This window comes from Pseudomonas sp. YNh, from assembly GCF_037993085.1.
Classification (GTDB): domain Bacteria; phylum Pseudomonadota; class Gammaproteobacteria; order Pseudomonadales; family Pseudomonadaceae; genus Aquipseudomonas; species Aquipseudomonas putida.
This window is the reverse complement of record NZ_JBBMRJ010000031.1, coordinates 1-25,257: the sequence shown is the minus strand read 5'-3', so window position 1 is coordinate 25,257 and position 25,257 is coordinate 1. Positions and strand designations below refer to the sequence as shown.

Here is a 25,257-nt window from a genome sequence, read left to right as displayed (position 1 = left end):
TCTTCCATGCGGGCTTTTTGGCTTTTTCTTTTCTTGATATTCAGCGTACCTGCGAGTTTCGCCGACCAGCGTTGTGACGCCCAGGTGCCGGTGCAGCGTGCCGAACTGGGTGCGGTCAGCCTGGTGTACCAGAGCGTCGGGGCGCCTGGTGACCCGGCCTTGTTGCTGGTCATGGGCCTGGGCGGGCAACTGATCCATTGGCCGGACGATGTGGTCGAGGCCTTGTGCCACCAAGGCTTTCGGGTGATCCGTTATGACAACCGCGATGTTGGCCTGTCGCGCTGGAACCAGATGCCTCCGTCGGCCAACCTGACGGTCGAGCTGTTACGTTACAAGCTGGGCCTGCCGGTGGCGGCGCCCTATACCCTGACGGACATGGCCGATGATGGCTTGCGCCTGATGGACGCGCTGGGCGTGCGCCAGTTTCATGTACTGGGCGTGAGCATGGGCGGCATGATCGCCCAGCATCTGGCGGCCATGGCACCCGAGCGCGTGCGCAGCCTGACCTTGGTCATGTCCAGTTCAGGGGCGGCTGGGCTGCCGGCGCCGGATCCGGCATTGGTGCAGTTGCTGGCCCGGCGCAGCGCGCCAAACCGCGAAGTGGCCATCGACCAGCAGGCCGACCTGCTGGCGGCCCTGGGCAGCCCCGAGGTGCGGGACGACCGCGCTGTGTTGCTGCAGCAGGCGGCGGTCGCCTATGACCGGGCGTTCAACCCCGACGGGGCCAAGCGCCAGATCATGGCGATACTGGCCGAGCCGAGCCGTGTCGAGCTTTTGAATCAACTTCGTGTGCCGACGCTGGTGGTGCATGGCACGGCCGACCCGTTGTTGCCGGTTATGCACGGTGTGCACCTGGCGGCGCACATTCAAGGCAGCCAGCTGCGGCTGATACCGGGGCTGGCGCACCGCTTTCAGGAGCCGTTCAAGGCGCCGCTGCTGGGGGCCGTATTGCCTTATTTGCAGGCGCATAGGCAAGAGGTCAAGCACATCGCAGGGCTGTGACTCCGCGCTGGCTTCTTCGCGGGCTTGCCCGCTCCCACAGGTCCCGGACCAATCTCAGGCATTGTGGAGAACCTGTGGGAGCGGGCAAGCCCGCGAAGAAGCCAGCACGAATTTTGATCAGTGCATTCGCACCCACAAGGTCACCAGCACAGTAGCGGCTATCAGCCACGCTACTGTGGCCAGCGCCATCGACGCCTCCAGGCGCAGGCGGTCGACCAGCACATACAGGGTCGCCAGGTACACGAAATACGGAATGATCGACCACATGCCGAACAGGATGGTGGTCTTCAGGTCGGCAATGCTGCGCCCCTTGCCAACGATGTAGTGGGCAATCAGGGCAAAGGTGGGAAACAGCGGCACCAGCCCGGCGATGTAGTAGTTGCGCGTCTTCGACAGCACCGCCAGCAGCAGCACCACGCCAGCGCCCAGGGCAGCTTTGAATACCAGATCCACGTTGTCTTTCCAGTTCAGGTTGAGGTCAGCCGAGGCCGTACTTTTTCACTTTGTCGAACAGCGTGGTCTTGGCCATGCCCAGCTCCTGGCTGGCTTGGCTCAGGTTGCCCCCCGTGCGTTGCAGGGCATCGCCGAGCAGGTTGCGTTCGAATGCTTCCACCGCTTCGGCAAAGCCCAGGCCCTGGCTGGCGCCGCCGCTGGGGCCTTTCTTGAAGGCTGGCAGGCCAAGGGCATGGCGTTCAGCCACGTTGCGCAACTCGCGCACGTTGCCCGGCCAGTCGTGGGCCATCAGGCGTGAGAGGATCTGGCTGTCCAGCGCCGGTGCTTCACGGTCGAAGCGCAGTGCGGACTGCTGGAGGAAGTGCTCGAACAGCTGCGTGATGTCTTCGCGGCGCTCGCGCAGGGGTGGCAACTCGAGGGTCACCACGTTCAGGCGGTAGTACAGGTCGCTGCGGAACTGGCCGCTCTGGCCCATGCTGTCGAGGTCGGCCTTGGTCGCGGCGATTACCCGGCAGTCCACCGGGATGCTTTGGTTCGAACCTAGCCGCTCCAGCGTGCGTTCCTGCAGTACGCGCAGCAGCTTGATCTGCAGGTTGATCGGCATGCTCTCCACTTCATCGAGGAACAGCGTGCCACCGTTGGCGTGTTCGATCTTGCCGATACGGCGTTTGCCGGCGCCGGTGAAGGCGTTGGCCTCGTGGCCGAAAATTTCGCTTTCGAACAGGTTCTCCGGCAGGCCGCCACAGTTCAGCGCCACAAAGGGCTGGCCCTGGCGCCGGCTGAAATCGTGCAGGCAACGGGCGACCAGTTCCTTGCCGGTGCCGGTCTCGCCTTCGATCAGCACGTTGGCCGACGTATCGGCGACGTTGGCAATCAGTTCGCGCAAGTGTTCCATGGCCGACGAACGACCGATGATGCGTCCCTCCAGGCTGCTCTGCTCGGCCAGTTGGCGGCGCAGGGCCACCACTTCGCGCGACAGCCCGCGATGTTCGAGGGCGCGGCGCACCACGTCGACCAGGCGTTCGGGGGAGAACGGTTTTTCCATGAAGTCGTAGGCGCCGTTGCGCATGGCGCCGACCGCCATGTCGATATCACCGTGGCCGGTGATCAACACCACCGGCAGGCTGCGGTCACGGGCCTTCAGGCGGTTTAGCAGCTCCAGGCCATCGATGCCCGGCAGGCGGATATCGCTGACGACGATGCCGGCGAAATCGTCGCCGATGCGTTCCAGCGCTTGTTCGGCGCTGCCCACGCCTTCGCAGGCGATATCCTCCAGGGCCAGGGCCTGCTGGCAGCCGAGCAGCACATGCGGGTCGTCTTCGACGATCAGGACGGTAAGAGGCGCTTGGTTCATGGGTGCTCTGCCGATTCGCTAGGGGGGGAGACCAGGGGGAGGGCCAGGACGAAGGCCGTGCCGCCGGTGACGGGGTGCTCGACGTTGAGGCTGCCCTTGGCGGCGGCGGCAAGGCTCGCCGACAGGGTCAGGCCCAGGCCCAGGCCATGTTCGCCCGGTTTGGTGGTGAAGAACGGTTCGAACAGGTGCTTGCGCGCCTCGGCGTCGATGCCGTGGCCATTGTCGCGCACCTGCAGGCGGTACTTGTCGCCTTGCAGCTCGCCTTCCAGCCACAGCTCGGGCAACGGTTGCGCGGCCATGGCATCGAGGGCGTTGCCGATCAGGTTGACCAGGATCTGCTCCAGGCGGGTTTGGTCGATGGCCAGTTGCTGGTCCTCGAACTGGTGGTGCAACTGCAAATGGCAGGCGCTGATGCGGTTGGCCAGCACCTGCAAGGTGGCTTCAACCGCCTTGGCCAGCGAGGCCTGGCCGCTGTCGTCACCACGCCGGGCGAACGAGCGCAGGCTGGCGGTGATACGCCCCATGCGGTCGATCAGGTCGTTCATGGTGCGCAGGTTGGTGCTGGCGGTTTCCAGTGCCCCGCGTTCGAGGAAGCGCACGGTGTTGCCAGACAACGTGCGCAGCGCGGCCAGCGGCTGGTTGAGCTCATGGGCAATGCTGGTGGACATCTGCCCGATGGCGGCCAGCTTGCCAGCCTGCACCAGCTCATCCTGGGCGTGGCGCAAGGTTTGCTCGGCATGCCGGCGCTCGCGAATCTGGCCTTTCAGGCGTTCGTTGCTGGCGCGCAGGTCTGCCGTGCGTTCGGCAATGCGCCGTTCCAGCTGGCTGTTGGCTTCCTCAAGGGCCTCGCGGGCCGCCAAGCGGGTGGCGATGACCTTGCGTCGCTCGTTCCAGGCAATGCCGAGGATTGCCAGCAAGGCAAATGCCACGCCCACCAGGATGCCCTGCACCATGGATTCGCGGCGCAGGTCCTGCAGCGGGGTCAGCAGGGTAAAGTGCCAAGGCGTGTCGGCCAGGCGCCGGGTCTGGGCCAGGTAGGCGACTTCGTGCGGCTTGCCCTGGGCAGTTTCGCTGTTGGCCGGGAAGGTCAGTTTTTCCACGCCATCGGCCAGGGTTTCCCGGGCCAGTGGCTGCAGTTCGTTGAGCGGCCACCAGTAGTATTGCAGGCTGCGCGCCAGGCGCTCCTTGATTTGCGGGGTCAGGGGGCGCACCGATTTCAGGCGCCGGGCCGGGTCACTGGAGAGGATGATGATGCCGTTTTCGTCGCTGACGAACGCCTCCAGGCGGGCACGCTGCCAGCGCTCTTCGAGGGTGTCCAGGCGCACCTTGATCACTGCCACGCCAATGATCTTGCCGTGCTCTTCAAGCCCATGGGCCAGGTAATAGCCGGCCTCGCCCGTGGTGCTGCCGATGCCGTAGAAACGCCCGGGCTCGCCGCGCACGGCGGTCTGGAAGTAGGCGCGGAACGACAGGTCTTCACCGAGGAACGAGTCGGCGTCGCGCCAGTTGCTGGTGGCCTGTACCCGGCCATTGGTATCGAGGACGAAAATGGCGCGGCTGCGGCTGCGCCTGTTCAGGCCTTCGAGGTATTCGTTGACCGCCTGGCGGGAGCCGCCGTCCGGGTCGGTGAGCAGGTGCGAGACGCTGTCTTCCAGCTCCAGCAGGCTCGGCAGGTAGGTGTATTTGCTGATTTCGCTTTCGACCGTGCGCGCATGCAGCTCCAGCTGGCGTTCGCCGTTTTCGCTGAGGGTGCGGATGCCGTTGCTCTCGCTGATCAGGTAGCCAGCCAGCCCTAAGCCGACCATCAGCAGGATGATCAGTGGCGGTAACAGCAATTGGCGGATCAGACGGGATTTCACGGCAGGCTTGGCAGGGCGAAGTAGCGAGGGGTCGCATTTCATCACAGTGGCCTTGTCACGACCAGCATCCGCTGCCCGGCGGGTCCCGTGGCAGCGGATGCTGTGGCCGGATCAGTGCTGCAGGATCTTGCTGAGGAAGTGCTGGGTGCGTTGGTCGCGGGCACTCTGATCACCGAAGAACTCTTCCTTGGTGCAGTCTTCGATGATGCTGCCCTTGTCCATGAAGATGACCCGGTTGGCGACCTTGCGGGCAAAGCCCATTTCGTGGGTCACGCACATCATGGTCATGCCTTCGTGGGCCAGTTGCACCATTACGTCCAGCACCTCGCTGACCATTTCCGGGTCCAGTGCCGAGGTGGGTTCGTCGAACAGCATGACGATCGGGTCCATTGACAGCGCACGGGCGATGGCCACTCGCTGCTGCTGGCCGCCGGAAAGCTGGCCAGGGTGCTTGTGCGCATGCGCTGACAAGCCCACCCGCTCAAGCAGGGCGAGGCCCTTCTTGGTGGCTTCTTCCTTGCTCCGGCCCAGTACCTTGATCTGCGCGATGGTCAGGTTCTCGGTGATGGTCAGGTGCGGGAACAGTTCGAAGTGCTGGAACACCATGCCCACCCGCGAACGCAGCTTCGGCAGGTTGGTTTTCGGGTCGGAGATCGACGTGCCGTCGACCACGATGTCGCCCTTCTGGAACGGCTCGAGCGCGTTGACGCATTTGATCAGGGTGGACTTGCCCGAGCCCGACGGGCCGCAGACTACCACCACTTCACCTTTCTTGACCTCGGTGTTGCAATCGGTCAGTACCTGGAAGTCGCCGTACCACTTGTTGACGTTCTTGATGGAAATCATACGGTGATCCTTTTTTGCAGGCGCTTGACCAGCCACGAAGCGGAGAAGCTGATGATGAAGTAGACGACGCCGGCGAAGATCAGGAACTCATGGGAGCGCCCGATGATATCGCCGTTGGAACGTGCCGAGTTGAGGAAGTCCACCAGGCCCACGGTGTATACCAGCGAGGTGTCCTGGAACAGGATGATGCTCTGCTGCAGCAGCAGCGGGGTCATCTTGCGGAACGCCTGGGGCAGGATGATCAGGCGCATGGTTTGCGCGTAGTTCATGCCCAGCGCCTGCGCGGCGCCCATCTGGCCTTTGGAAATCGACTGCACGCCGGCACGCACGATTTCGCAGAAGTACGCGGCCTCGAACATCATGAAGGCCACCACGCAAGAGGTGAACGCACCCACTGGCGTGTCTTCGCCGGTAATCCAGCGCAGCACGAACGGCACCGCCAGGTAGAACCAGGTAATTACAAGCAGCAGCGGGATCGAGCGGAAGTAGTTGACGTAGGCACCTGCCACGCGTGACAGCAGCTTGCTCGACGACAGGCGCATCAGGGCCAGGAGGGTGCCCAGTGCAATACCACCGACAACGCCCATGACCATCAGCTGCAGGGTCATGACCATGCCTTCCCACAGGGCAGGCAGGGCCGGGATGATTTCGCTGAAATCCATGTCCATTTACTTGCCCCCCACGGAAATCAGGCCAGGCACGGCGACTTTCTTCTCGACCATGCGCATCAGCAGCATCAGGCCCATGTTCAGGGTGAAGTAGATCAGCGTGGCCAGGGTGAACGCCTCGAACAGGTTGGCGGAGAACTCGGCGGTCTGCTTGGTCTGCGCCAGCAGCTCCATCAGGCCGATCAGCGACGCCACCGAGGAGTTCTTGAAGACATTGAGGAACTCGGAAGTGAGCGGCGGAATGATGATCCGGTAAGCCTGCGGCAGCAGCACGTTGTTATAGATTTGCGGGAGGCTGAACCCCATGGCACGGGCGGCGGCTTCCTGGCCTTTGGGCAGCGCCTGAATCCCGGTACGCACCTGTTCGCAGACGCGGGCGGCGGTGAACAGGCCCAGGCAGACGACCACGCTGATCAGCGCCGAGGTGGTCGGGTTGAGGTCCTGCTTGAACCATTCCTGCAAGCCTTCCGGCAGCAGGTCCGGTACCAGGAAGTACCAGATGAACAGCTGCACCAGCAGTGGCACGTTGCGGAACAGTTCCACGTAGGCGGTAGCGATGCCCGATACCAGGCGGTTCGGCACGGTACGCATGACACCGAGGAGTGACCCCAGCAGCAGCGCAATGATCCAGGCGGTGATGGCGATGGCGATGGTCCAGCCCAGGCCGGTGATGTACCAGTCCAGATAGGTTTCGCTACCCACGCCGGTGGACTTGAAGAACACGCCCCAGTCCCAGTTGTAATTCATCGGGATTTCCCCTCAGACGGTTGTTTCACGGGCACCTTCGAGCATCCGGGGGCGCTTGGCGCCCTCGGATGAAAGGTTAGACACTAATGAGTGGCCTGCAGAATTGATTCGTGCTGTTGAGCACCAGGCCACTATCTGAGGATCAGGACTTCTTCTCGTCCGCAGCCTTGTCGGTCGGCTCGGCGATCAGCTTTTTCAGCTCGTCGCTCATCGGGAACTGCAGGTTCAGGCCTTTTGGCGGGATCGGCTGATTGAACCACTTGTCGTAGCTCTTGTTGACTTCGCCCGACTTGAAGTAGCCCACGATGGCGTCGTCGACCGCTTTCTTGAACGCAGCATCTTCCTTGCGCACCATGCAGCCGTAGATTTCGTACGATTGCGGGGTACCGGTGATGACCCAGTCGGATGGCTTGCGCGCCTTGGCCATTTCACCGGCCAGCAGCGCGTCGTCCATCATGAAGGCCACCGCGCGGCCGCTTTCGAGCATGTTGAAGGCTTCACCGTGGTCCTTGGCGGAAATCACGTTCATCTTCATCTGCTTGTCGGCGTTCATCGCCTTGAGGATGCGCTCGGAGGTGGTACCGGCGGTGGTCACCACGTTCTTGCCGGCCAGGTCCGGGAAGTCTTTGTATGCAGGCGCACCGTCCTTGACCTTGGTCAACAGGCGGGTACCGACTTCGAAGATGCCGACCGAGAAGCCGACTTGTTGCTGGCGCTCGACGTTGTTGGTGGTGGAGCCGCACTCAAGGTCGACGGTGCCGTTCTGCACCAGCGGGATGCGGGTCTGGGAGGTGACCAGGTTGTAACGGACCTTGATGTCCGTACCCAGTTGCTTCTTCAGGGCGTCGACGACAGCCAGCTGGATGTCATGCGAGTAGCCCACGGGCTCGGGTTTGCCGGCCAGGTAGGAAAACGGGATGGAGGAGTCGCGGTGGCCCAGGGTGATGGTGCCCGATTCCTTGATCTTCTTCAGGGTGCCAGTCAGTTCTTCGGCCATGGCCGGCGAAGCGATCACAGCGGCCGCGATGGCGGCGCCCAGCAATTGACGAACGATACGCATCAAATTTTCCTCGACGTGTTTGTTTTTTTTATGGAGCCGTTGGCGGACTCTTTCGTTCAACGAATACAGCAAGAAGCGAGTGCATTCGGCTACCAAGTGTAGAGCATGAGTCGTGCCAAGCCCTGCCAAAGATCATAACCCCGCGCAAAGCCTGGGCATGAACCCTGTATGCAGGTTTTTGAACATTCTTCTGCTGTCGGATCACCGAACGAGGGGTGGTATTTCGTTCGGCTATCCGAACGAATGTGGGGGCTCTGAACGGGGTGCTCCAGCAATAAGTAACACCCGTCGCGCAAGGCCAACTGTTGAGCTTGCTGCTTCATCTTCTGGAGCTCTTGCCGTGTCCGTGATCCCGATTCCTTCCGATTCCGTCGACGCCTTCATTGCCCGCCAGATGGCGGATTGGTTGAAAACGGCCGATGTCGATCAACTGTTGACCTTTCACCGCGCGCTGTCCAATCAGCAGGCTGTGGCCGAACGAGTGAAAACCAGATTGGCCAGCGTGCCCAGCCTGGAAGCCTTTGCCGCGCAGGTGCTCGAACCGGCATTACGCGCCGAAGGCCTGGCCGATGTCGATGTGCGCAGCATGCAGGTGCACATTGAGGAGGATGTGCCGATGCCCAGCGCTGCGCCACGCCTGCATACGCCCTGGCGTACCCTTTACAGCGTGCAACCTTTGGTCACGGCCGCGCTGCACAACTTCCACGAAGCCGATACCTTGCCGTCAATCCATAGGCGCGCCCACCTGCAGGGCGCTGATGGGGTGAAGCTGCAACTGACGTTCGAGGCATTTGCCCGCTGCTGCAGGAAGCTCGACATCGGTGGGCAGTACCAACAAAAGTTGCGCGCACAACTGTTTCCGAAAAGCCGGCCGCCAGCGCCTGAAAACCTCGCCCGAGAGGCCGTTCAGCGCATGTTTGAGGAAAACCTGCGCGCAAAGATGGAAGTCGCGGTACGCATGGCCCGCATCAAGTCCGAGCTGGACGAAGCCGACTACCTGCGCTTGTTGCCTGTGTTCGCTGCCAAACCTGTGGTGCCTGCCATCAGTGGCGTTGTCACACCGCGTCAGCTTTATCTGCTGGGCAAGCGTATCCATGGAATCGTCACGCTGGAGGTGCGCGAGCGCGCCGACGGGCCACTGGAAGGGATCATCAGCTGGGTACCACAGGACCCGCAGCGGCCGGTGACCAGGCACGTTTCCTGGGAGGCTTTGTACCAATGGTTGGCCAGGCGCATGCGTGCGCCTCACTACCGTTCGTTTTTCAGTCGCTTCATCAGTGAACGCGACCGGCCGACGTTCACGGCAACCCTGGAGCGCCTGATCGAAGCCAGCAGTGTGCGAATACCGGCTGTGCTGGATGGGCGCAATTTCGCCATCGATGTACCGTTGTTTGCCTACCTGCGTGGCTTGCAGGTGGACAAGATGCTGGATGATGCAAGAATCCTCGCGGTCCCTACCGCCGACGAGACCGCTATCGAGCGCCATCAGCGGCTGGAGGCGCTCAAGAGTGCAGGCCTCGATACGTTGAACCTGGCAGCACTGTTCATTCCGATAGTGGGGGAGGTGATGCTCGCCGTGGCGGCCGTGGATGTGGTCAGCGAGGTCTACAAGGGTTATGAGGATTGGCGCATAGGCGACCGCCAGGGGGCGCTGGATCACCTCATGGGCGTAGCACAGAACCTGGCAGCCGGCGCCGTGATAGGTGCCGTACACATGGGCATAAGCCGTGCACTCGAACGGGTGTCGTTTGTCGATGCGCTGACGCCAGTGCACGAGGGTGAGGGCCGGGCCAGGCTCGCGCACTGGCCGCCTTCTGCTCATCACCTTGATGGCGGCGGGCCGCTGTTACGCAGGTTTGACGGTGTCTTTGCCGAAACCTCAGACCAAAGCGCTGAAACACTGCTTCGCATCACCGGGTTTGAAGAGGCCCAGGTGCGCCATATCCACCTTGACGGGGGGGAGAGCCCTGCTCGCCTGGGTGATGCCCATGACCGCTACGAACTCCATACCTTAGAGCCCCGATTACGGGGGCGCGCGTTCGAACGTGAACTGGCCGCTCGGCAAGCTGTGCCTTCTGTTGCAGGTGCCTTGCTGATCAAGGTATTCCCAGGCCTGTCGGTGCGTGGCGCCGAAGAAATCCTCGCGTCGGCCAGTGGTGCGCAGATCAAGGCGCTGCTGGCTACCGGCCGGGTGCCGCTGGCCATGGCTGAGCGGGCCCGCTGGTTCTTGCGCGAGAGCCGTGTGGACCGTGCCCTGATGGGGTTCGAGCACGAAGGGGCAGTTAATGCCGATACCCAGCGACTGGTGCTGGAATGGATCGCCCACCACGCACCTTGGCCAGCCTCGGTGCGGATCGAGCTGCGCCTCGGGGAGGCAGGCGGCCGTGTGTTGGCAGCCAAGGGTGCCGCCAGTGCCACCGAGATCAAAACCATCATCCACACCGAGCAGGGGTACCAATTGGCCGATGGCCAGCCGCCAGTGCTTGGCCAAGGCCTGTTGCCATGCCTGATCCGCACCCTTGACCAGGGCCAGAAGGCCAGTTTTTCGAGAAAGTCAGCTCACGGCCCGCGACCTCGGCGAGCAGCTTGCGCACCTGGCTAGCTCGGATCGAGAAAGAACGGCGAAGTTGATGGGGCTGGCGCCTGTCGCAGAACGCTATCGTCCGCCGCTACGCATCGCCGATGGCCGGATCGGTTACGCCTTGAGTGGACGGGGAGAAAGCAGCCGACGGGCACTGCGTCGCGGCATACATGACATATTCCCGACGTTGACCGATGCACAGCTGGACGCCTACCTTCGCGACCTGTCGGACCGCAGGGTCGGCCAGTGGGCACATCTCAGCGAGCTTCAATGGCAGATGCAAAGCCTGCGTGACGCGCTTGACAGCTGGCAGCGACAGCGCGTCAGTTTCATGGACGGGCTGCGCCGGCAACGCGTGGCCAACCAGATTCGTCGCGCCTGGCGGCGCAAGACGGCCGGTCTGGCCGGTGACGACTTTGTGCTGCACATAGATGGCGAACAGGTGGGCAGCTTGCCGACGTTGCCGGAGGGCATAGAGTTCGGCCATGTTCGGCGCCTGGCTTTGCGCAACATGAGCCTTGAACAGATCGATGAGGATTTCCTGCGCAGGTTCACCCACCTTCGCGAACTCGACCTGCGCAACAACCAATTGACCCGCTTGCCCGCTGGCCTGGAGCGATTTACCGAATTGCGCAGCCTGCGTCTGGCGGGTAACCAGATCAGTGTCGATGCCCAAGGCAGCCAAAGGCTGGCCAGCCTCTCGATGCTCCAGGTGCTGGATCTCAACTACAACCCGCTGGGCCAGGTGCCTGATCTTTCGGGGCTGCGCCACTTGCGTGAGGTTTCGCTGCGCGCAACCGAGCTGCAAACCTTGCCAGGCGACGATGTGATGCCATGGCGGGGCCTGGTGGACCTGCGTGATAACCAGATTCGCCAGGTGAACGGGCATCTGCGCGCGCTGGGCGCGCGAATGGGACGCCTGTCGCTGCATGACAACCCGCTGGACGAAGCGAGCGCGGCGTCGCTTGCCGAAAGCCTTGGCGATTCGTCTGTAAACCGTAGCCCCTCCTACCATCACGCTATTGCCGATGCCGGCTTGCAGGACCAATGGCTGGGTAGCGCCAACGAGCCTGTCAGGGCACGGCGCGTGCAGATCTGGAACCAACTGGCCGAGGAGCCGCAGTCGGTAGACCTGTTTCGTTTTCTGGCAGATTTCGCCAGTTCCGACGATTTCCTCGACCACCCGAACTACTACCGGGCAAGGGTGTGGCGGATTCTGGAACTGTGCACCGACAACACCGACGTGCGCGAAGCCATGTTCTGGCAGGCGCAAGGGCGTCGTACCTGTGAGGACCGACTGCTGCTGATCCTCAGTCAACTGGAAGTCAGGGCCCACATTGCCCTGCATTCCCCAGGTGAGGGTGCTCCCATGCAGGCCGAACAGACTTTATTGCGCCTGGGGCGTTCGCTGTATCGCCTGGATCAGGTAGACAGCATTGCCGCCCGACATATTCAGGAACTGCGCAGGGACCCATATGCTGTCGTGGATGATATCGAGGTCTACCTCGCCTTCCGCGTCAATTTGGCTGACCGGCTCGACCTGCCAGCGCAACCGCGGTCCATGAATTACCCCGAACACAGCCGTGTAACCGCCGCTGACGCAAGGCGCGCGGGTGCTCAAGTGCTCGCCGGAGAAAACCGCGAGGTACTGAGCCAGGCGCTGGCGCAGCGCGAGTTCTGGCAAGGGTATGTGCGTAATCGTTATGCCGAGCGTTTCGATGCCCTGGCCGAACCGTTTCATGAGCAGTTGGAGCAAGCCGAGGGTGAGGTCGGTGAGGCGGGTGAGCAGCACTACCTGGAGCGTGCCGCAGCCTTGATGGAGGCGCTCAATGCCCAGGAGCGGACGTTGTACCTGGAACTGGCGAGGGAGGCCTACGGGCGGGAAGCCTAAGGGGGCAACCGCACAGCGGTCGCCCCAGCCGGATCAGGCGGCGTTGCTGCGCGCCTCGCTTTGCGCCAGGTAATCAGCCAGGGCCTGCTGCTCGCTGGCGCTGGTGAACAGGCCAAGCTTGCTGCGCCGCCACAGGATGTCCTGGGCGTTGACAGCCCATTCGCAATCACGCAAGTAGTCGACTTCACGGGTGAACAAGCCGCCGCCGATCACCTGGCCCAGGTCTTGCGGGCCGTGCACGCCGTCCAGCAGTTGCCAGGTGCGGCTGCCATAGCTCACCGCCCAGCGTTTGGCGATGTCCACTGCCAGCCATTGATGCTGTGCCAGCAGCGCTTCGACCAATGCCTGCGGCGTGCTCATGTCTTCCCCGCCGGGCAGGGGGGCATCGGCGGTCCAGCTTTTGCCCATCTGGCTGAAGAACGGCTTGAGTTCGCTCATGGCCGACTCTGCCAGCTTGCGGTAGGTGGTCAGCTTGCCGCCAAACACCGACAGCAATGGCGCCTCGCCAGACGCTGCGCTAAGCGCGAGGGTATAGTCACGGGTGACGGCAGACGGGTTGTCCGACTCGTCGTTGCACAGCGGGCGCACGCCGGAGTAGGTGTGCAGGATATCGCCGTGGCTCAGCTGATGATTGAAGTGCGCGTTGACCACTTTCAACAGGTAGTCGGTTTCCTGTGCGGTAATCGCTACCTTGGCAGGGTCGCCGCTGTACTCGCGGTCAGTGGTGCCTATCAGGGTGAAGCGGTCCAGGTAAGGGATGCAGAAGACGATGCGCTGGTCTTCGTTCTGCAGGATGAAGGCATGTTCCCCTTCGTACAGGCGCGGCACGATGATGTGGCTGCCCTGGATCAGGCGGATGCCGTACGGCGCATCCAGCTTGAGGTCGTCCTTGATGAAACTGGCGACCCACGGGCCAGCGGCGTTGACCAGGGCGCGGGCGCGAATGCTCTGCAGGCTGCCATCGGCATGCTGCAAGTCGACCTGCCACAGGCCGTCCACGCGTTCTGCGCGCAGGCAGCGGGTGCGGGTATGGATGTGCGCGCCGTGCTCACGGGCGGCCATGGCATTGAGCACCACCAGCCGCGCGTCGTCTACCGCGCAATCGGCGTATTCGAAACCGCGCGTGATCGCCGGCTTTAGCGGGTAACCGGGGTCAAAGCGCAGGCTGCGCGAGGCACCCAGGCGCTTGCGTTTGCCCAGATGGTCATACAGGAACAGGCCGGCGCGGATCATCCACGCCGGGCGCAGGTGTGGGCGGTGTGGCAGCACGAAACGCATCGGTCTGACGATGTGCGGCGCCTTGGCCAGCAGCACTTCGCGTTCGGCCAAGGCTTCGCGTACCAGGCGGAATTCGTAGTGTTCAAGGTAGCGCAGGCCACCGTGGATCAGCTTGCTGCTGGCTGATGACGTGTGCTGGGCCAGGTCGTCCTTTTCGCAAAGGAATACTTTCAGACCCCGCCCGGCGGCGTCGGCAGCGATGCCCACGCCATTGATGCCACCGCCGATCACGGCGAGGTCATAGCAGTCGGCGAGTGATGGCTGGGACGAAACGGGCTGGGACACGGGCAAGGCCTCCTGGGAGCTGTTCACATCGAAAGTGAACATTAATGTTCGTTTGCGAAAATACTAGCGCAACAGAACGCCCGTCGCCAGCCAGTCTTTATAGAAAAAACTGATCAGATGACAATAAAGTGAACATTTTCGAAAATTTCGGCTGGGCGGTCTGCATGTCACACAGGTTGCGGCAAGCCCCCGCCACCCTTTAAACGACGTCGAGGCGGATCTTGTACTGGTTCAGCAACTGAGTGAGGGTGGGGGTAGGCGCCTGATCGGTCACCAGGCAGTCGACCAGGCTGATCGAGCCCAGGCGCACCATGGCATTGCGCCCGAACTTGCTGGAGTCGGCGGCAAGGATCACCTGCCGGGCATTGGCGATGATCGCCTGGGATACCCGTACTTCCTGGTAGTCGAAGTCGAGCAGGCTGCCGTCCTCGTCGATGCCGCTGATACCCACCAGGGCGAAATCGACCTTGAACTGGTTGATGAAGTCGACACTGGCCTGGCCCACCACTCCACCGTCCCGGCGCACCGTGCCACCGGCCACCAGCACTTCGAAATCGTCCTTGGCAGCCAGGATCGCCGCCACGTGCAAGTTGTTGGTGATGACCTTCAGGTGGTTGTGGTTGAGCAGTGCGCGGGCGATGGATTCGGTAGTGGTGCCGATGTTGATGAACACCGAGGCATGGTCGGGAATCTGCCGGGCCACGGCGTCAGCGATACGCTGCTTTTCATCGCGCATCTGGTCGGCACGCATGGCGTAGGCCGTATTCTCGATACTCGAGTCATAGGCCGCGCCACCGTGGTAGCGGCGAAGCAGGTTGAGCTCGGCAAGCTGGTTGATATCTCGACGGATGGTCTGCGGCGTCACGACGAACAGCTGCGCCATTTCTTCGATACTGACGTAACCGCGCTCGCGCACCAGTTCGAGGATTTGTTGTTGGCGGGGGGGCAGATTCATGGGCGGTCCTTTGGGGCAGCCGGACAAATTCTGCAATGATGCCGTAGGAAGGGGATGACGGCCAGTAGACGATTGGGGCCGCGTGGCGGCCCCAATGTGTTTTACGCCTCGTGCTCTTCCCAGTCACGGGTACGTTCGACGGCTTTCTTCCAGCCGGCATACAGCTTCTCTTTCTGCGTTTCATCCAGCTGCGGGCTGAACTCGCGCTCGATGATTGCCTTGTCGCGCAGTTCGTCCAGGCCGCTCCAGAAGCCGCAAGCCAGGCCGGCCAGGTAGGCGGCGCCCAGGGCTGTGGTTTCGCGCATTTGCGGGCGCTCCACGCACGTGCCGAGGATGTCGGCCTGGAACTGCATGAGGAAGTTGTTGGCCACCGCACCACCGTCCACACGCAACTCGGACAGGCGCTGGCCGCAGTCCTGCTGCATGGCATCGAGCACGTCGCGGGTCTGGTAGGCGATCGACTCCAGCGCGGCGCGGATGATGTGGTCCACCTTCACGCCACGGGTCAGGCCGAACAGCGCGCCACGGGCGTACGGGTCCCAGTACGGGGCACCCAGGCCGGTGAATGCCGGCACCAGATAGACGCCGTTGCTGTCCTTGACCTTGCTGGCGAAGTATTCGGTATCCAGGGCGTCGTTGACGATCTTCAGCTCGTCACGCAGCCATTGCACGGTGGAACCACCGTTGAACACCGCGCCTTCCAGCGCATAGGCCACCTCGCCACGCGGGCCGCAGGCGATGGTGGTGAGCAGGCCATGGGACGATTTTACTGCCTGCTCGCCGGTGTTCATCAGCAGGAAGCAGCCGGTGCCGTAGGTGTTCTTGGCCTGGCCGGGCTCTACGCACATCTGGCCGAACAGTGCCGACTGTTGGTCACCTGCGATGCCAGCAATGGCAATGCCGCTTTTTGTCTGGCCGTACACTTCTGAAGAAGAACGAACCTCGGGCAGCATCTGCCGCGGGATGCCGAGGATTTCCAGCAGCTTGTCGTCCCACTCCAGGCTATGGATGTTGAACATCAGCGTGCGCGAGGCATTGGTGTAGTCGGTGACGTGCACCTTGCCGCCCGAGAACTTCCAGATCAGCCAGGTATCGATGGTGCCGAACAACAGTTCGCCACGCTCGGCGCGTTCGCGGGCGCCCTCGACGTTGTCGAGGATCCACTTCAGCTTGGTGCCGGAGAAGTACGGGTCGGTGACCAGGCCGGTGGTGTCGCGAATGTAGTCTTCATGGCCGTCGCGCTTGAGCTGGGCGCAGATCTCGGTGCTGCGGCGGCACTGCCAGACGATGGCATTGTAAACCGGGCGGCCGGTTTCCTTGTCCCACACCACAGTGGTTTCGCGTTGGTTGGTGATGCCGATTGCGGCTACCTGGGCATGGCTGATGCCTGCCTGTGCCAAGGCCTCGACCATGGTCGCGCTCTGCGTGGCGAAGATTTCCATCGGGTCGTGCTCGACCCAGCCCGCCTGCGGATAGTGCTGGGCGAACTCGCGCTGGGAGGTGCCCACCACATTGGCGTCGCGGTCGAAAATGATGGCACGCGAACTGGTGGTGCCCTGGTCCAGGGCGATGATGTAGTTCTTGTCCTGGGTGTCTGTCATGGTCGTAGGCCTTGCGAGAATAGGAGGTCAGGGCTGGGCATGTAGCCGGCATCAATTGGCTTGAGTATCGCCCTGGCGATTGTCATTTGTCTCAGGGTTCGCGGCAGCTGCCATTGGCAGGTTGCGGGCAATCAGGCCGCGATAGGTCGCGGCACCCAGGCAAGCGCCAAGGATCGGTGCAAACACCGGAACCAGGAAATACGGTATGTCCCGTCCGCCAGTGAAGGCGATTTCGCCCCAACCGGCCAGGAAAGTCATGAGTTTTGGCCCGAAATCGCGAGCAGGGTTCATGGCAAAGCCGGTCAGCGGGCCCATGGCGCTGCCGATCACCGCGATCAGCAGGCCGATCAGCAGCGGGGCCATGGCGCCGCGCGGCAGGCCGTTGTTGTCGTCGGTCAGGGCCATGATCACGGCCATCAGGATAGCCGTGATGACGACTTCGACCAGGAACGCCTGGCCGGTGGACAGCGAGGGGTGTGGGTAGGTGGAGAACACCGAGGCCAGCTCCAGGCTGGCTTCGCTACCGCGCAACATGGCGTGGGCCTGTTCGAAATCGAAGAACAGGTTGCTGTACAGGGTGTAGACCAGCGCCGCGCCGCAAAACGCGCCGCATACCTGGGCCAGCATGTAGAAGGGCAGCTTGCGCTTGTCGAAACCGGCGAACAGGGTGAGGGCGATGCTCACTGCCGGGTTCAGGTGCGCGCCGGAAATGCCGGCGGTGAGGTAGATCGCCATGCTCACGCCGACGCCCCAGATGATGCTGATTTCCCACAGGCCAAAGCTGGCGCCGGCGACCTTGAGCGCGGCAACACAGCCGGTACCGAAGAAAATGAGCAGGGCTGTGCCGAGAAACTCGGCCAGGCATTGGCTGGACAGCGTGGGTTGGCGTAGAGCAGTCGTCATGTATGACCTCGTTTTTTTTGTTGTGAGGCGCGTGGCGCTCGACAGCAAAGCCCGGTGTCGATCCCCATTGACCCCGGGCAAATACAGGAAACGCACCTTAAAAGTGCGCCATTTGTTCAGAAGCGAAAAAATATAGACAAGAAACGCTGATGTCAAAGGTCGAAAGTGAACGACCAGTCACGAAATGGTCGCTAAAATTGGCTGCGAATCCGCGTACTAGAGGTGCGCGATTGCGGTGCGCTGGCTGCGCTGTGGGAATTGTCCTAAAGTAGCCGCCGAGCCGTCCCAGACCGGAGCCCTTGCATGACCCCCGCCCTAGACCTGTTGAAGAAGCATCGCGCCGAGCACCGTGTGCACAGTTATGAGCATGACCCCAAGTCGGCGTCCTACGGTCTGGAGGCGGCGGAAAAGCTCGGGCTCGACCCGCAGCAGGTGTTCAAGACCTTGCTGGCGAGCAGCGAGAAAGGGGAGTTGCTGGTGGCGGTGGTGCCGGTGGTGGGCACCCTGGACCTCAAGGCCCTGGCCCATGCTGCCGGGGTAAAGAAATGCGAAATGGCAGACCCGGCGGCGGCGCAGCGGGCTACGGGTTATCTGGTGGGGGGGATCAGCCCTTTGGGGCAGAAGAAGCGCTTGCGAACCTTCATTGACGAATCAGCGCAGAATTTTGCAACCATCCATGTCAGCGCTGGACGGCGTGGGCTGGAAGTGGAGTTGGCGGCGGCGGTGCTGGCCGAGCATACCCAAGGCAAGTTTGCCGGGATAGGCAGAGGCTGAGCCGGGCTTGACCGCTCCCACAGGAATACTTGACGCGAAACCTGTGGGAGCGGGCAAGCCCGCGAAGGGCCGCAAAGCGGCCCCAGGGATCTGCAATCAGGTCGCGGAACTGTACCGACGCACGCCATTCTCCTGCCGCGGCAACTGCGCCGCAACGCTACCCGGCACCGGGAACAGCACCAGGTGATCGGCTTTCACCGCAATCCCCACATCTTCACCGACCTGAAGGTCGTTATGGCTGGGGAAGATCGCTTCCAGCTGGCTGCCAGTGGGCAGTTGCAGGCGGTACAGGGTCGATGCCCCCAGGAAGCTCTTGCCAACGATGTTCGCCTGTAGCGCGCTGCCCGGTGCATACACGATATCGTCGGGCCGCAGCAGCACGTCCACCGAACTGCCCGGTGCCATGATGTAGGCACGGTTGCCGCGCAGTTCTCCCAGCTCGGTATTGACGGCCTCGTGGCTGCTCATCTGCCCACGGATGAAGTACCCCTGGCCAATGAAGCTGGCCACGAACGGCGTCTGTGGTTCGTGGTAAAGGTTGTAGGGCGTGTCCCACTGCTCCAGGCGGCCTTCCTTGAACACACCGACCTGATCGCTGACGGCGAAGGCTTCTTCCTGGTCATGGGTAACCAGGATGGCGCTGGTGCCACGGCTCTTGAGAATATCGCGAACCTCATGGCTCAGGCGCCGGCGCAACTCCACGTCAAGGTTGGAGAATGGCTCGTCGAGCAGCAGCAACTGCGGTTCCGGCGCCAGCGCGCGGGCCAGGGCGACCCGTTGCTGCTGGCCGCCAGACAATTCGTGCGGGTAACGCCCGCCCAGGCCGCCAAGCTTGACCAGTTCGAGCATCTCTTCGATGACGGCGGCCTGGCGTGGGTGCTTGGCGATGCCAAAGGCAATGTTCTGCGCCACGGTCAGGTGCGGGAACAGCGCATAGTCCTGGAACACCATGCCGATGCGGCGCTTTTCCGGGGCCAGGGTGAAGCCGGCGCGGGAAATGACCTCGCCGGCCAGCTGGATCTCGCCTTCGTGTACCGGTTCGAAACCGGCAATGGCGCGCAGCGTGGTGGTTTTCCCGCAACCGGAGGAACCCAGCAGGCAACCGATGTCGCCTGCGTTCAGGTGCAGATTGAGGTTCTGGACGATGCGCTGGTCGCCGTAGCCGCAGGCGAGGTTGCGCAGGTTGAGCAGTAGGGGTTGACTCATGCGTGGTGGTAAGCCGGTTCTACAAGGAATTCGAGAAGCGCCTTCTGTGCATGCAGGCGGTTTTCAGCCTCGTCCCAGGCGACCGAACGTGGGTCGTCGAGCAGGTCCTGGCTGATTTCCTCGCCACGGTGGGCGGGCAGGCAGTGCATGAAGAGGACATCGGGTGCCGCCAGGTCGAGCAGTTCGCGGGTGACCTGGTAAGGCGCGAAATGCGCCAGGCGCCGTGCAGTTTCCTCCTCCTGACCCATGGAAGTCCAGACATCGGTGACCACCAGGTGTGCATCACGCACGGCTTCCCTGGCATCGCGGATGATCTGCACGCGGTCACCGCCCAGCGCCATGAAGCGCTGATCCGGCTCGTAGCCTTCCGGGCAGGCGATGCGCAGCTGGAAATCGAACTGCCTGGCGGCCTCGATATAGGAGTTGCACATGTTGAAACCGTCGCCGATCCAGGTCACGGTCTTGCCCTGGATCGAGCCGCGGTGCTCGAGGAAGGTCTGCATGTCGGCCAGCAGTTGGCATGGGTGCGACTCGTCGGACAGGCCGTTGATCACCGGCACACGCGACTTGGCGGCGAATTCGGTCAGGGTGCTGTGGGCGTGGGTACGAATCATCACCACATCGACCATGCTCGACAGCACGATGGCGCTGTCACCGATCGGCTCGCCACGGCCCAGCTGGGTGTCGCGTGGCGACAGGAAGATGGCCTGGCCGCCCAGCTGGATCATGCCAGCCTCGAACGACACGCGGGTACGGGTCGAGGATTTCTCGAAGATCATGCCAAGCACGCGGTTCTTCAGGGGCTCGAACAGCACGCCTCGTTTGCGCAGGTCCTTCAGCTCGATGCCGCGGCGGATCACCCCGAGCAATTCGTCGGTGGTGAAGTCCAGCAGGGAGAGAAAGTGCCTAGCGCTCATGATTGACTACCTTATCTGCAACGGTATGCAGGTCGACCGTATGGTTTTTTTTGACAACGGGATTGACCTGCGGCGTAAGCCGCACGGGGCGGACGAAAATAGGGAAAGGCGCAATACTATAAGTAAATGTCGCCTGAAGCCAAGGGGGAACAGCGGCCTGATTGCAAAGGGTGTTGCAAAGGGTGTCTTCACCCGTCGGCCTGTGCTGTTTTTTATTTGCTACACGAGGTTGTACAGGGCTTGCTGGCAATTTGGCAAATGGCTGTCGCAAATCGTGTGCCTGATGTCGGTGGATTCACGCGGCGAAGGGCGCTGGTCGGGGGCAGGGGGGGGGCGCATAGTCAATGTTCGACAACAACAAGGCAGAGGCGGCCATGACCAAGACCCTGCATCACCGTGCCTGTCACCTGTGCGAAGCAATCTGCGGGCTGAACATCGAAGTCAGCCATGAAGACGACGGGCGGGCGCTAATCAGCTCGATCAAGGGCGACCCCCAGGACCCGTTCAGCCGTGGCCACGTCTGCCCCAAGGCCGTGGCCTTGCAGGACATCCAGAACGACCCTGACCGCCTGCGCCAGCCCCACAAGCGGGTAGGGGAGCGTTGGCAGGCCATCGGCTGGGACGAGGCCTTTGCCCTGGCCGCGGAAAAGTTGTGGGCGGTCCAGCAGGCTCACGGGCGCAATGCCGTGGCGGTCTACCAGGGCAACCCAAGCGTGCACAACTACGGTTTGATGACCCACAGCAACTACTTCCTCGGCCTGCTCAAGACACGCAACCGTTTCTCGGCCACCTCGGTGGACCAGCTGCCACAACACCTGGTCAGCCACCTGATGTATGGCCATGGCCTGCTGCTGCCGATTCCGGATATCGACCACGCCGACTTCATGCTGATTCTTGGCGGCAACCCGCTGGCCTCCAACGGCAGCATCATGACCGTGCCCGATGTGGAAAAACGCCTCAAGGCCCTGCTTGGCCGGGGCGGGCGCCTGGTGGTGGTGGACCCTCGGCGCAGCGAAACGGCGGCCATGGCCGATACCCACCTGTTTATCCGTCCGGGTGGGGACGCAGCCTTGTTGTGCGGCGTGCTCAACACCCTGTTCGAGGAGGGCCTGGCGCAAGGTTCGCACTTACCCATCAACGGCCTGCAGCAGGTGCGTGAGGCGCTTGCCCCCCTCAGCGCCGAAGCCATGAGCCCGCATTGCGGCATTGCTGCTACGCAGATCCGCCAGCTGGCACGGGACTTCGCTGCGGCAGAAAAGGCCGTGTGCTATGGCCGCATGGGCGTTTCCACCCAAACCTTCGGGACCCTCTGTCACTGGCTGGTGCAACTGATCAACCTGGTCACCGGCAACCTCGACCGTGAAGGCGGCGCTTTGTGCACCGAGCCCGCCGTCGACCTGGTGGCCACCACCTCGGGCGGCCATTTCAACGCCTGGCAGAGCCGGGTCTCGGGTTTGCCCGAGTACGGTGGCGAGCTGCCCGTGGCGGCCCTGGCCGAAGAGATGCTGACACCTGGCGAAGGGCAGGTACGCGCCTTGGTGACAGTGGCCGGCAACCCGGTGCTGTCCACGCCTAACGGTCGCCAGCTGGATGCGGCCCTGGAAGGCCTGGAGTTCATGCTCAGCATCGACCTCTACATCAATGAAACCACTCGGCATGCCGACCTGATCCTGCCTTCCACCTCCTCGCTGGAAAACGACCACTACGACAGCACCTTCAACTTGCTGGCCGTGCGCAACGTCACCCGCTTCAACCGGGCGATCCTGGCCAAGCCGGACGGGGCGCTGCACGACTGGGAAATTTTTGTCGGCCTGGCCCAGGCGTTTGCCAGGCGTGCCGAGCTTGAGTTGAAACCGACCTGGGCACCTGCGCAGATGATCGATCTGGCCTTGCGCAAGGGGCGCTATGGTGAAGCAACGCCTTGGCGGCTTTCACTGGCAACGCTGGACGAGCACCCACACGGCCTTGACCTCGGGCCATTACGTAGCAACCTCGCTGCGCGCCTGGCGACTACCAGCAAGGCTGTCGAAGCGGCACCCCAGGTGTTGCTGGACGACCTTCACCGCCTGACGCAACTGGCACCGCCCGTACCGGGTGAGCTGCTGCTGATCGGCCGCCGCCATGTGCGCAGCAACAACTCATGGATGCACAATTTCCACCGCCTGGTGAAAGGCAAGCCTCGCCATCATCTGTTGATGCACCCGCAAGACCTGCAACAGCGACAGTTGCAGGACGGCCAGCGGGTGCGTATCCGCTCCCGCACGGGTGATCTCGAAGTCGAGGTGCAAGCCTGCGAGGACATGATGCCCGGGGTGGTCAGCCTGCCCCATGGCTTCGGTCACGGTCGTCAGGGCGTGCACATGCAGATCGCCCAGGCGCAGCCCGGGGTGAGCGCCAATGACCTGACCGACGAGCGCTTGCGGGACCAGGTTTCCGGCAACGCTGCGCTCAATGGCGTACCCGTGCAGGTGGAGGCCGCGTAAGGAACAGCGAGGCCGAGCACGCTGCTCGGCTTTCCGTTACAATGCGCCACCGTGCCGACAACAGCGTCGCAAAGTTAAGCCGAGGTGCTACATGGATATCATCGAAACGATCAAAGAGCAGATTGCCAACAACACCATTCTGCTTTACATGAAAGGCTCGCCGAATGCCCCGCAATGCGGGTTCTCGGCCAAGGCATCGCAAGCAGTGATGGGTTGTGGCGAGAAGTTCGCCTACGTCGACATCCTGCAGAACCCGGAAATCCGTGCCAACCTGCCAAAATATGCCAACTGGCCGACCTTCCCGCAGCTGTGGGTAGCCGGTGAGCTGGTTGGCGGTAGCGACATCATGCTGGAAATGTTCGAGAAGGGTGAGCTGCAAACCCTGATCAAGGACGCTGCTGCCAAAGCCAAGGCTTCCGAAGCCTGAGCTTCCGGCAAGCATAAAAAAACCCGCTGATAGCGGGTTTTTTTATGCGGCGAACAATTATTCTTCGCCCATCTGCGACTGCAGATAGTTTTCGATAGTGATCTTGTCGATCAGCCCCAGTTGGGTTTCCAGCCAGTCGATGTGCTCTTCCTCGGATTCGAGGATCTCTTCAAGCATGTCACGCGAGCCGAAGTCGCCAGCGGTTTCGCAATGTGCGATGGCTGCCTTCAGGTCGGCCAGGCCTTTCTTTTCAAGCTTCAGGTCGCACTCGAGCATTTCCTTGGTGTGCTCGCCGATCAGCAGCTTGCCCAGGTCCTGAACGTTAGGGATGCCTTCGAGGAAGAGAATACGCTTGATCAGTTTGTCAGCGTGCTTCATCTCGTCGATGGATTCCTTGTACTCGTGCTTGCCGAGCTTGTTCAGGCCCCAATCTTCGTACATGCGTGCGTGCAGGAAGTACTGGTTGATCGCGACCAGCTCGTTTCCGAGGATCTTGTTGAGATGCTGGATGACGCTTACGTCGCCTTTCATTACGGGTTCCTGCCCTGTAGAAGTGTGCCAATACAGTGAAGTTTGAGCCCGATACTTAGTAGTGTCAAACCTAAGTTGTTGAATAATAAGTGAAAATTAATAGGAATAAGAATGTTTGTGAACCGCGTTGGAGCGCTAACTTATTGAATTCAGAGCATAAAAAAACCGGACACAGGGTCCGGTTCTTTGAATTCTGGGTTTTCAGGCCGCGGTAAATTCCACGGGATAGGGCAGGGCGGCCTGGCTGACCTGGAGCTCGGTCAGGGTCTCACGGACCACTTCCTTGGCCAGGCAGGCGCATTTGCCACACTGGCTTGCGACATTGGTCGCGGCTCGCACTTCCTTGTAACTGCAGCATCCTTCATAGATCGCATCGCGGATCTGTCCGTCGGTGACGCCGACACAAAGACACACATACATAAGGGCTGACCATCGCGGGTTGAGTCGATGGATTGGAGCTTAATGTTAATGAGAATGCTTGTCAAAGTGCTTTCTGAAAAGGCTGTGCTTGAGCGACCGGTGGTTGCCTGCCTGATGGATTCGGCCTGTCATCAGAAGCCGTGTATGATGGTCGGCCTTTGTTGGATGTCGGGCAAGCCCGTCTGGCCCGGCAAACGGTTTTTCACCCTCATCAGGAGATTACAATGAGCGTACTCGTTGGTAAGAAAGCCCCCGATTTCACCGTTCCAGCCGTGCTGGGCAATGGCGAGATCGTCGACAGCTTCAACCTGGCTTCGGCCATCAAGGGCAAGTACGGCCTGGTGTTCTTCTACCCGCTGGACTTCACCTTCGTCTGCCCGTCCGAGCTGATCGCCCTGGACAACCGCATCCCGGACTTCCAGGCGCGCAACGTCGAAGTGATCGGCGTGTCGATCGACTCGCACTTCACCCACAACGCCTGGCGTAACACCCCGGTCAACAACGGCGGCATCGGTCAGGTGAAGTACACCCTGGCTGCCGACATGACCCACGAAATCTGCAAAGCCTACGACGTAGAGTCCGAAGGCGGCGTGGCCTTCCGTGGCGCCTTCCTGATCGACACCAACGGTGTTGTCCGCTCGCAGATCATCAACGACCTGCCACTGGGCCGTAACATGGACGAGCTGCTGCGCCTGGTTGACGCCCTGCAGTTCCACGAAGAGCACGGCGAAGTCTGCCCTGCCAACTGGAAAAAAGGCGACAAAGGCATGAACGCTTCGCCAGAAGGCGTCGCAGCCTACCTGAGCGAGAACGCTGGCAAGCTGTAATCGCCGCTCGCATAAAAAAAACCGGCCCTCGTGGCCGGTTTTTTTGTGCCTGGACTTCAAGGCTTCCAGTGCCTGTCCTGGCCCTTTCGCGGCACAAGGCCGCTCCTACAGCAGTACGCATACCCCTGTAATCGATGGACTCGCCCCCGCCGAGGCATCACAGTGCCACGGTGGCGTTCGAAGAAGCCA

The 25,257-nt window shown here is 62.0% G+C and carries 22 protein-coding genes; 7 read left to right on the top strand and 15 right to left on the bottom strand.

Annotation, left to right across the window (positions count from 1 at the left end):
- Positions 1-6 precede the first annotated feature (6 nt).
- The gene (locus WF331_RS24155) at positions 7-1,002 is read left to right on the top strand and encodes an alpha/beta fold hydrolase (protein WP_284364127.1); all 996 of its coding nucleotides are present in this window, start codon (positions 7-9) and stop codon (positions 1,000-1,002) included.
- A gap of 117 nt (positions 1,003-1,119) precedes the next feature.
- Here WF331_RS24155 and WF331_RS24150 read toward each other — a convergent pair whose 3' ends face one another.
- From WF331_RS24150 to WF331_RS24120, 7 genes are all read right to left on the bottom strand, one after another.
- Positions 1,120-1,455 (bottom strand): GlpM family protein, encoded by a 336-nt coding sequence (locus WF331_RS24150; protein ID WP_016498198.1) that lies wholly within the window; start codon positions 1,453-1,455, stop codon positions 1,120-1,122.
- Positions 1,456-1,480: 25 nt separating this feature from the next.
- Complete coding sequence (locus WF331_RS24145) at positions 1,481-2,809, bottom strand: sigma-54-dependent transcriptional regulator (RefSeq protein ID WP_016498199.1); 1,329 nt, start codon at positions 2,807-2,809, stop codon at positions 1,481-1,483.
- The gene (locus WF331_RS24140) at positions 2,806-4,710 is read right to left on the bottom strand and encodes a sensor histidine kinase (protein WP_016498200.1); all 1,905 of its coding nucleotides are present in this window, start codon (positions 4,708-4,710) and stop codon (positions 2,806-2,808) included. The genes WF331_RS24145 and WF331_RS24140 overlap by 4 nt, the downstream gene beginning before the upstream one ends.
- 69 nt (positions 4,711-4,779) lie before the next feature.
- Positions 4,780-5,514, bottom strand: a complete 735-nt coding sequence (locus tag WF331_RS24135) for an amino acid ABC transporter ATP-binding protein (protein ID WP_016498201.1) — start codon at positions 5,512-5,514, stop codon at positions 4,780-4,782.
- Entirely contained in the window at positions 5,511-6,182 is a 672-nt protein-coding gene (locus WF331_RS24130; protein WP_284364132.1) for an amino acid ABC transporter permease, read from the bottom strand. The genes WF331_RS24135 and WF331_RS24130 overlap by 4 nt, the downstream gene beginning before the upstream one ends.
- Positions 6,183-6,929: an amino acid ABC transporter permease gene (locus WF331_RS24125; protein WP_016488794.1), complete on the bottom strand. Its 747-nt coding sequence runs from the start codon at positions 6,927-6,929 to the stop codon at positions 6,183-6,185. It lies immediately after the preceding gene.
- A 142-nt stretch (positions 6,930-7,071) separates the two neighbouring features.
- A complete protein-coding gene (locus WF331_RS24120) occupies positions 7,072-7,989 on the bottom strand; it encodes a glutamate/aspartate ABC transporter substrate-binding protein (RefSeq protein WP_049276558.1) in 918 nt (305 codons plus the stop codon).
- A 340-nt stretch (positions 7,990-8,329) separates the two neighbouring features.
- Between WF331_RS24120 and WF331_RS24115 the strand changes: the two genes are divergently transcribed.
- Together WF331_RS24115 and WF331_RS24110 are read left to right on the top strand one after the other, a co-directional pair.
- Positions 8,330-10,591, top strand: coding sequence for a dermonecrotic toxin domain-containing protein (locus WF331_RS24115; protein WP_340623362.1), 2,262 nt, complete (start codon positions 8,330-8,332; stop codon positions 10,589-10,591).
- Positions 10,592-10,619: 28 nt separating this feature from the next.
- Positions 10,620-12,461 carry an NEL-type E3 ubiquitin ligase domain-containing protein gene (locus tag WF331_RS24110; protein WP_340623361.1) on the top strand — a complete coding sequence of 614 codons (1,842 nt, stop codon included), beginning with the start codon at positions 10,620-10,622 and terminating at the stop codon, positions 12,459-12,461.
- A 33-nt stretch (positions 12,462-12,494) separates the two neighbouring features.
- On the opposite strand, the gene glpD is transcribed toward WF331_RS24110, so the two are convergent.
- From glpD to WF331_RS24090, 4 genes are all read right to left on the bottom strand, one after another.
- Complete coding sequence (gene glpD, locus WF331_RS24105) at positions 12,495-14,024, bottom strand: glycerol-3-phosphate dehydrogenase (protein ID WP_284364140.1); 1,530 nt, start codon at positions 14,022-14,024, stop codon at positions 12,495-12,497.
- Between the two features lie 199 nt (positions 14,025-14,223).
- On the bottom strand, positions 14,224-14,979 hold the full coding sequence (gene glpR / locus WF331_RS24100) for a DNA-binding transcriptional repressor GlpR (protein WP_016498205.1): 756 nt from the start codon (positions 14,977-14,979) through the stop codon (positions 14,224-14,226).
- A 101-nt stretch (positions 14,980-15,080) separates the two neighbouring features.
- Complete coding sequence (gene glpK / locus WF331_RS24095) at positions 15,081-16,580, bottom strand: glycerol kinase GlpK (RefSeq protein WP_016498206.1); 1,500 nt, start codon at positions 16,578-16,580, stop codon at positions 15,081-15,083.
- Positions 16,581-16,631: 51 nt separating this feature from the next.
- Complete coding sequence (locus tag WF331_RS24090; protein WP_016498207.1) at positions 16,632-17,483, bottom strand: MIP/aquaporin family protein; 852 nt, start codon at positions 17,481-17,483, stop codon at positions 16,632-16,634.
- Between the two features lie 303 nt (positions 17,484-17,786).
- On the opposite strand from WF331_RS24090, the gene ybaK reads away from it, so the two are divergent.
- Complete coding sequence (gene ybaK, locus WF331_RS24085; protein WP_012273891.1) at positions 17,787-18,257, top strand: Cys-tRNA(Pro) deacylase; 471 nt, start codon at positions 17,787-17,789, stop codon at positions 18,255-18,257.
- 96 nt (positions 18,258-18,353) lie between these two features.
- Here the strand turns inward: ybaK and WF331_RS24080 are convergent, their stop codons facing one another.
- Positions 18,354-19,463, bottom strand: a complete 1,110-nt coding sequence (locus WF331_RS24080; RefSeq protein WP_016498208.1) for an ABC transporter ATP-binding protein — start codon at positions 19,461-19,463, stop codon at positions 18,354-18,356.
- Entirely contained in the window at positions 19,460-20,380 is a 921-nt protein-coding gene (gene argF / locus WF331_RS24075) for an ornithine carbamoyltransferase (protein ID WP_174371407.1), read from the bottom strand. The genes WF331_RS24080 and argF overlap by 4 nt, the downstream gene beginning before the upstream one ends.
- A gap of 374 nt (positions 20,381-20,754) precedes the next feature.
- Here argF and WF331_RS24070 point away from each other — a divergent pair, with 374 nt between their 5' ends.
- Both WF331_RS24070 and grxD read left to right on the top strand, forming a co-directional pair.
- Entirely contained in the window at positions 20,755-22,863 is a 2,109-nt protein-coding gene (locus WF331_RS24070) for a molybdopterin-dependent oxidoreductase (RefSeq protein WP_061202938.1), read from the top strand.
- 91 nt (positions 22,864-22,954) lie between these two features.
- A complete protein-coding gene (gene grxD / locus WF331_RS24065; protein WP_016498211.1) occupies positions 22,955-23,290 on the top strand; it encodes a Grx4 family monothiol glutaredoxin in 336 nt (111 codons plus the stop codon).
- Between the two features lie 57 nt (positions 23,291-23,347).
- Here grxD and bfr read toward each other — a convergent pair whose 3' ends face one another.
- Positions 23,348-23,821 carry a bacterioferritin gene (gene bfr / locus WF331_RS24060; RefSeq protein WP_016498212.1) on the bottom strand — a complete coding sequence of 158 codons (474 nt, stop codon included), beginning with the start codon at positions 23,819-23,821 and terminating at the stop codon, positions 23,348-23,350.
- A 201-nt stretch (positions 23,822-24,022) separates the two neighbouring features.
- Positions 24,023-24,241, bottom strand: coding sequence for a bacterioferritin-associated ferredoxin (locus WF331_RS24055; RefSeq protein ID WP_016488781.1), 219 nt, complete (start codon positions 24,239-24,241; stop codon positions 24,023-24,025).
- Between the two features lie 224 nt (positions 24,242-24,465).
- On the opposite strand from WF331_RS24055, the gene WF331_RS24050 reads away from it, so the two are divergent.
- On the top strand, positions 24,466-25,068 hold the full coding sequence (locus WF331_RS24050; protein ID WP_012273884.1) for a peroxiredoxin: 603 nt from the start codon (positions 24,466-24,468) through the stop codon (positions 25,066-25,068).
- Positions 25,069-25,257: the final 189 nt, after the last annotated feature.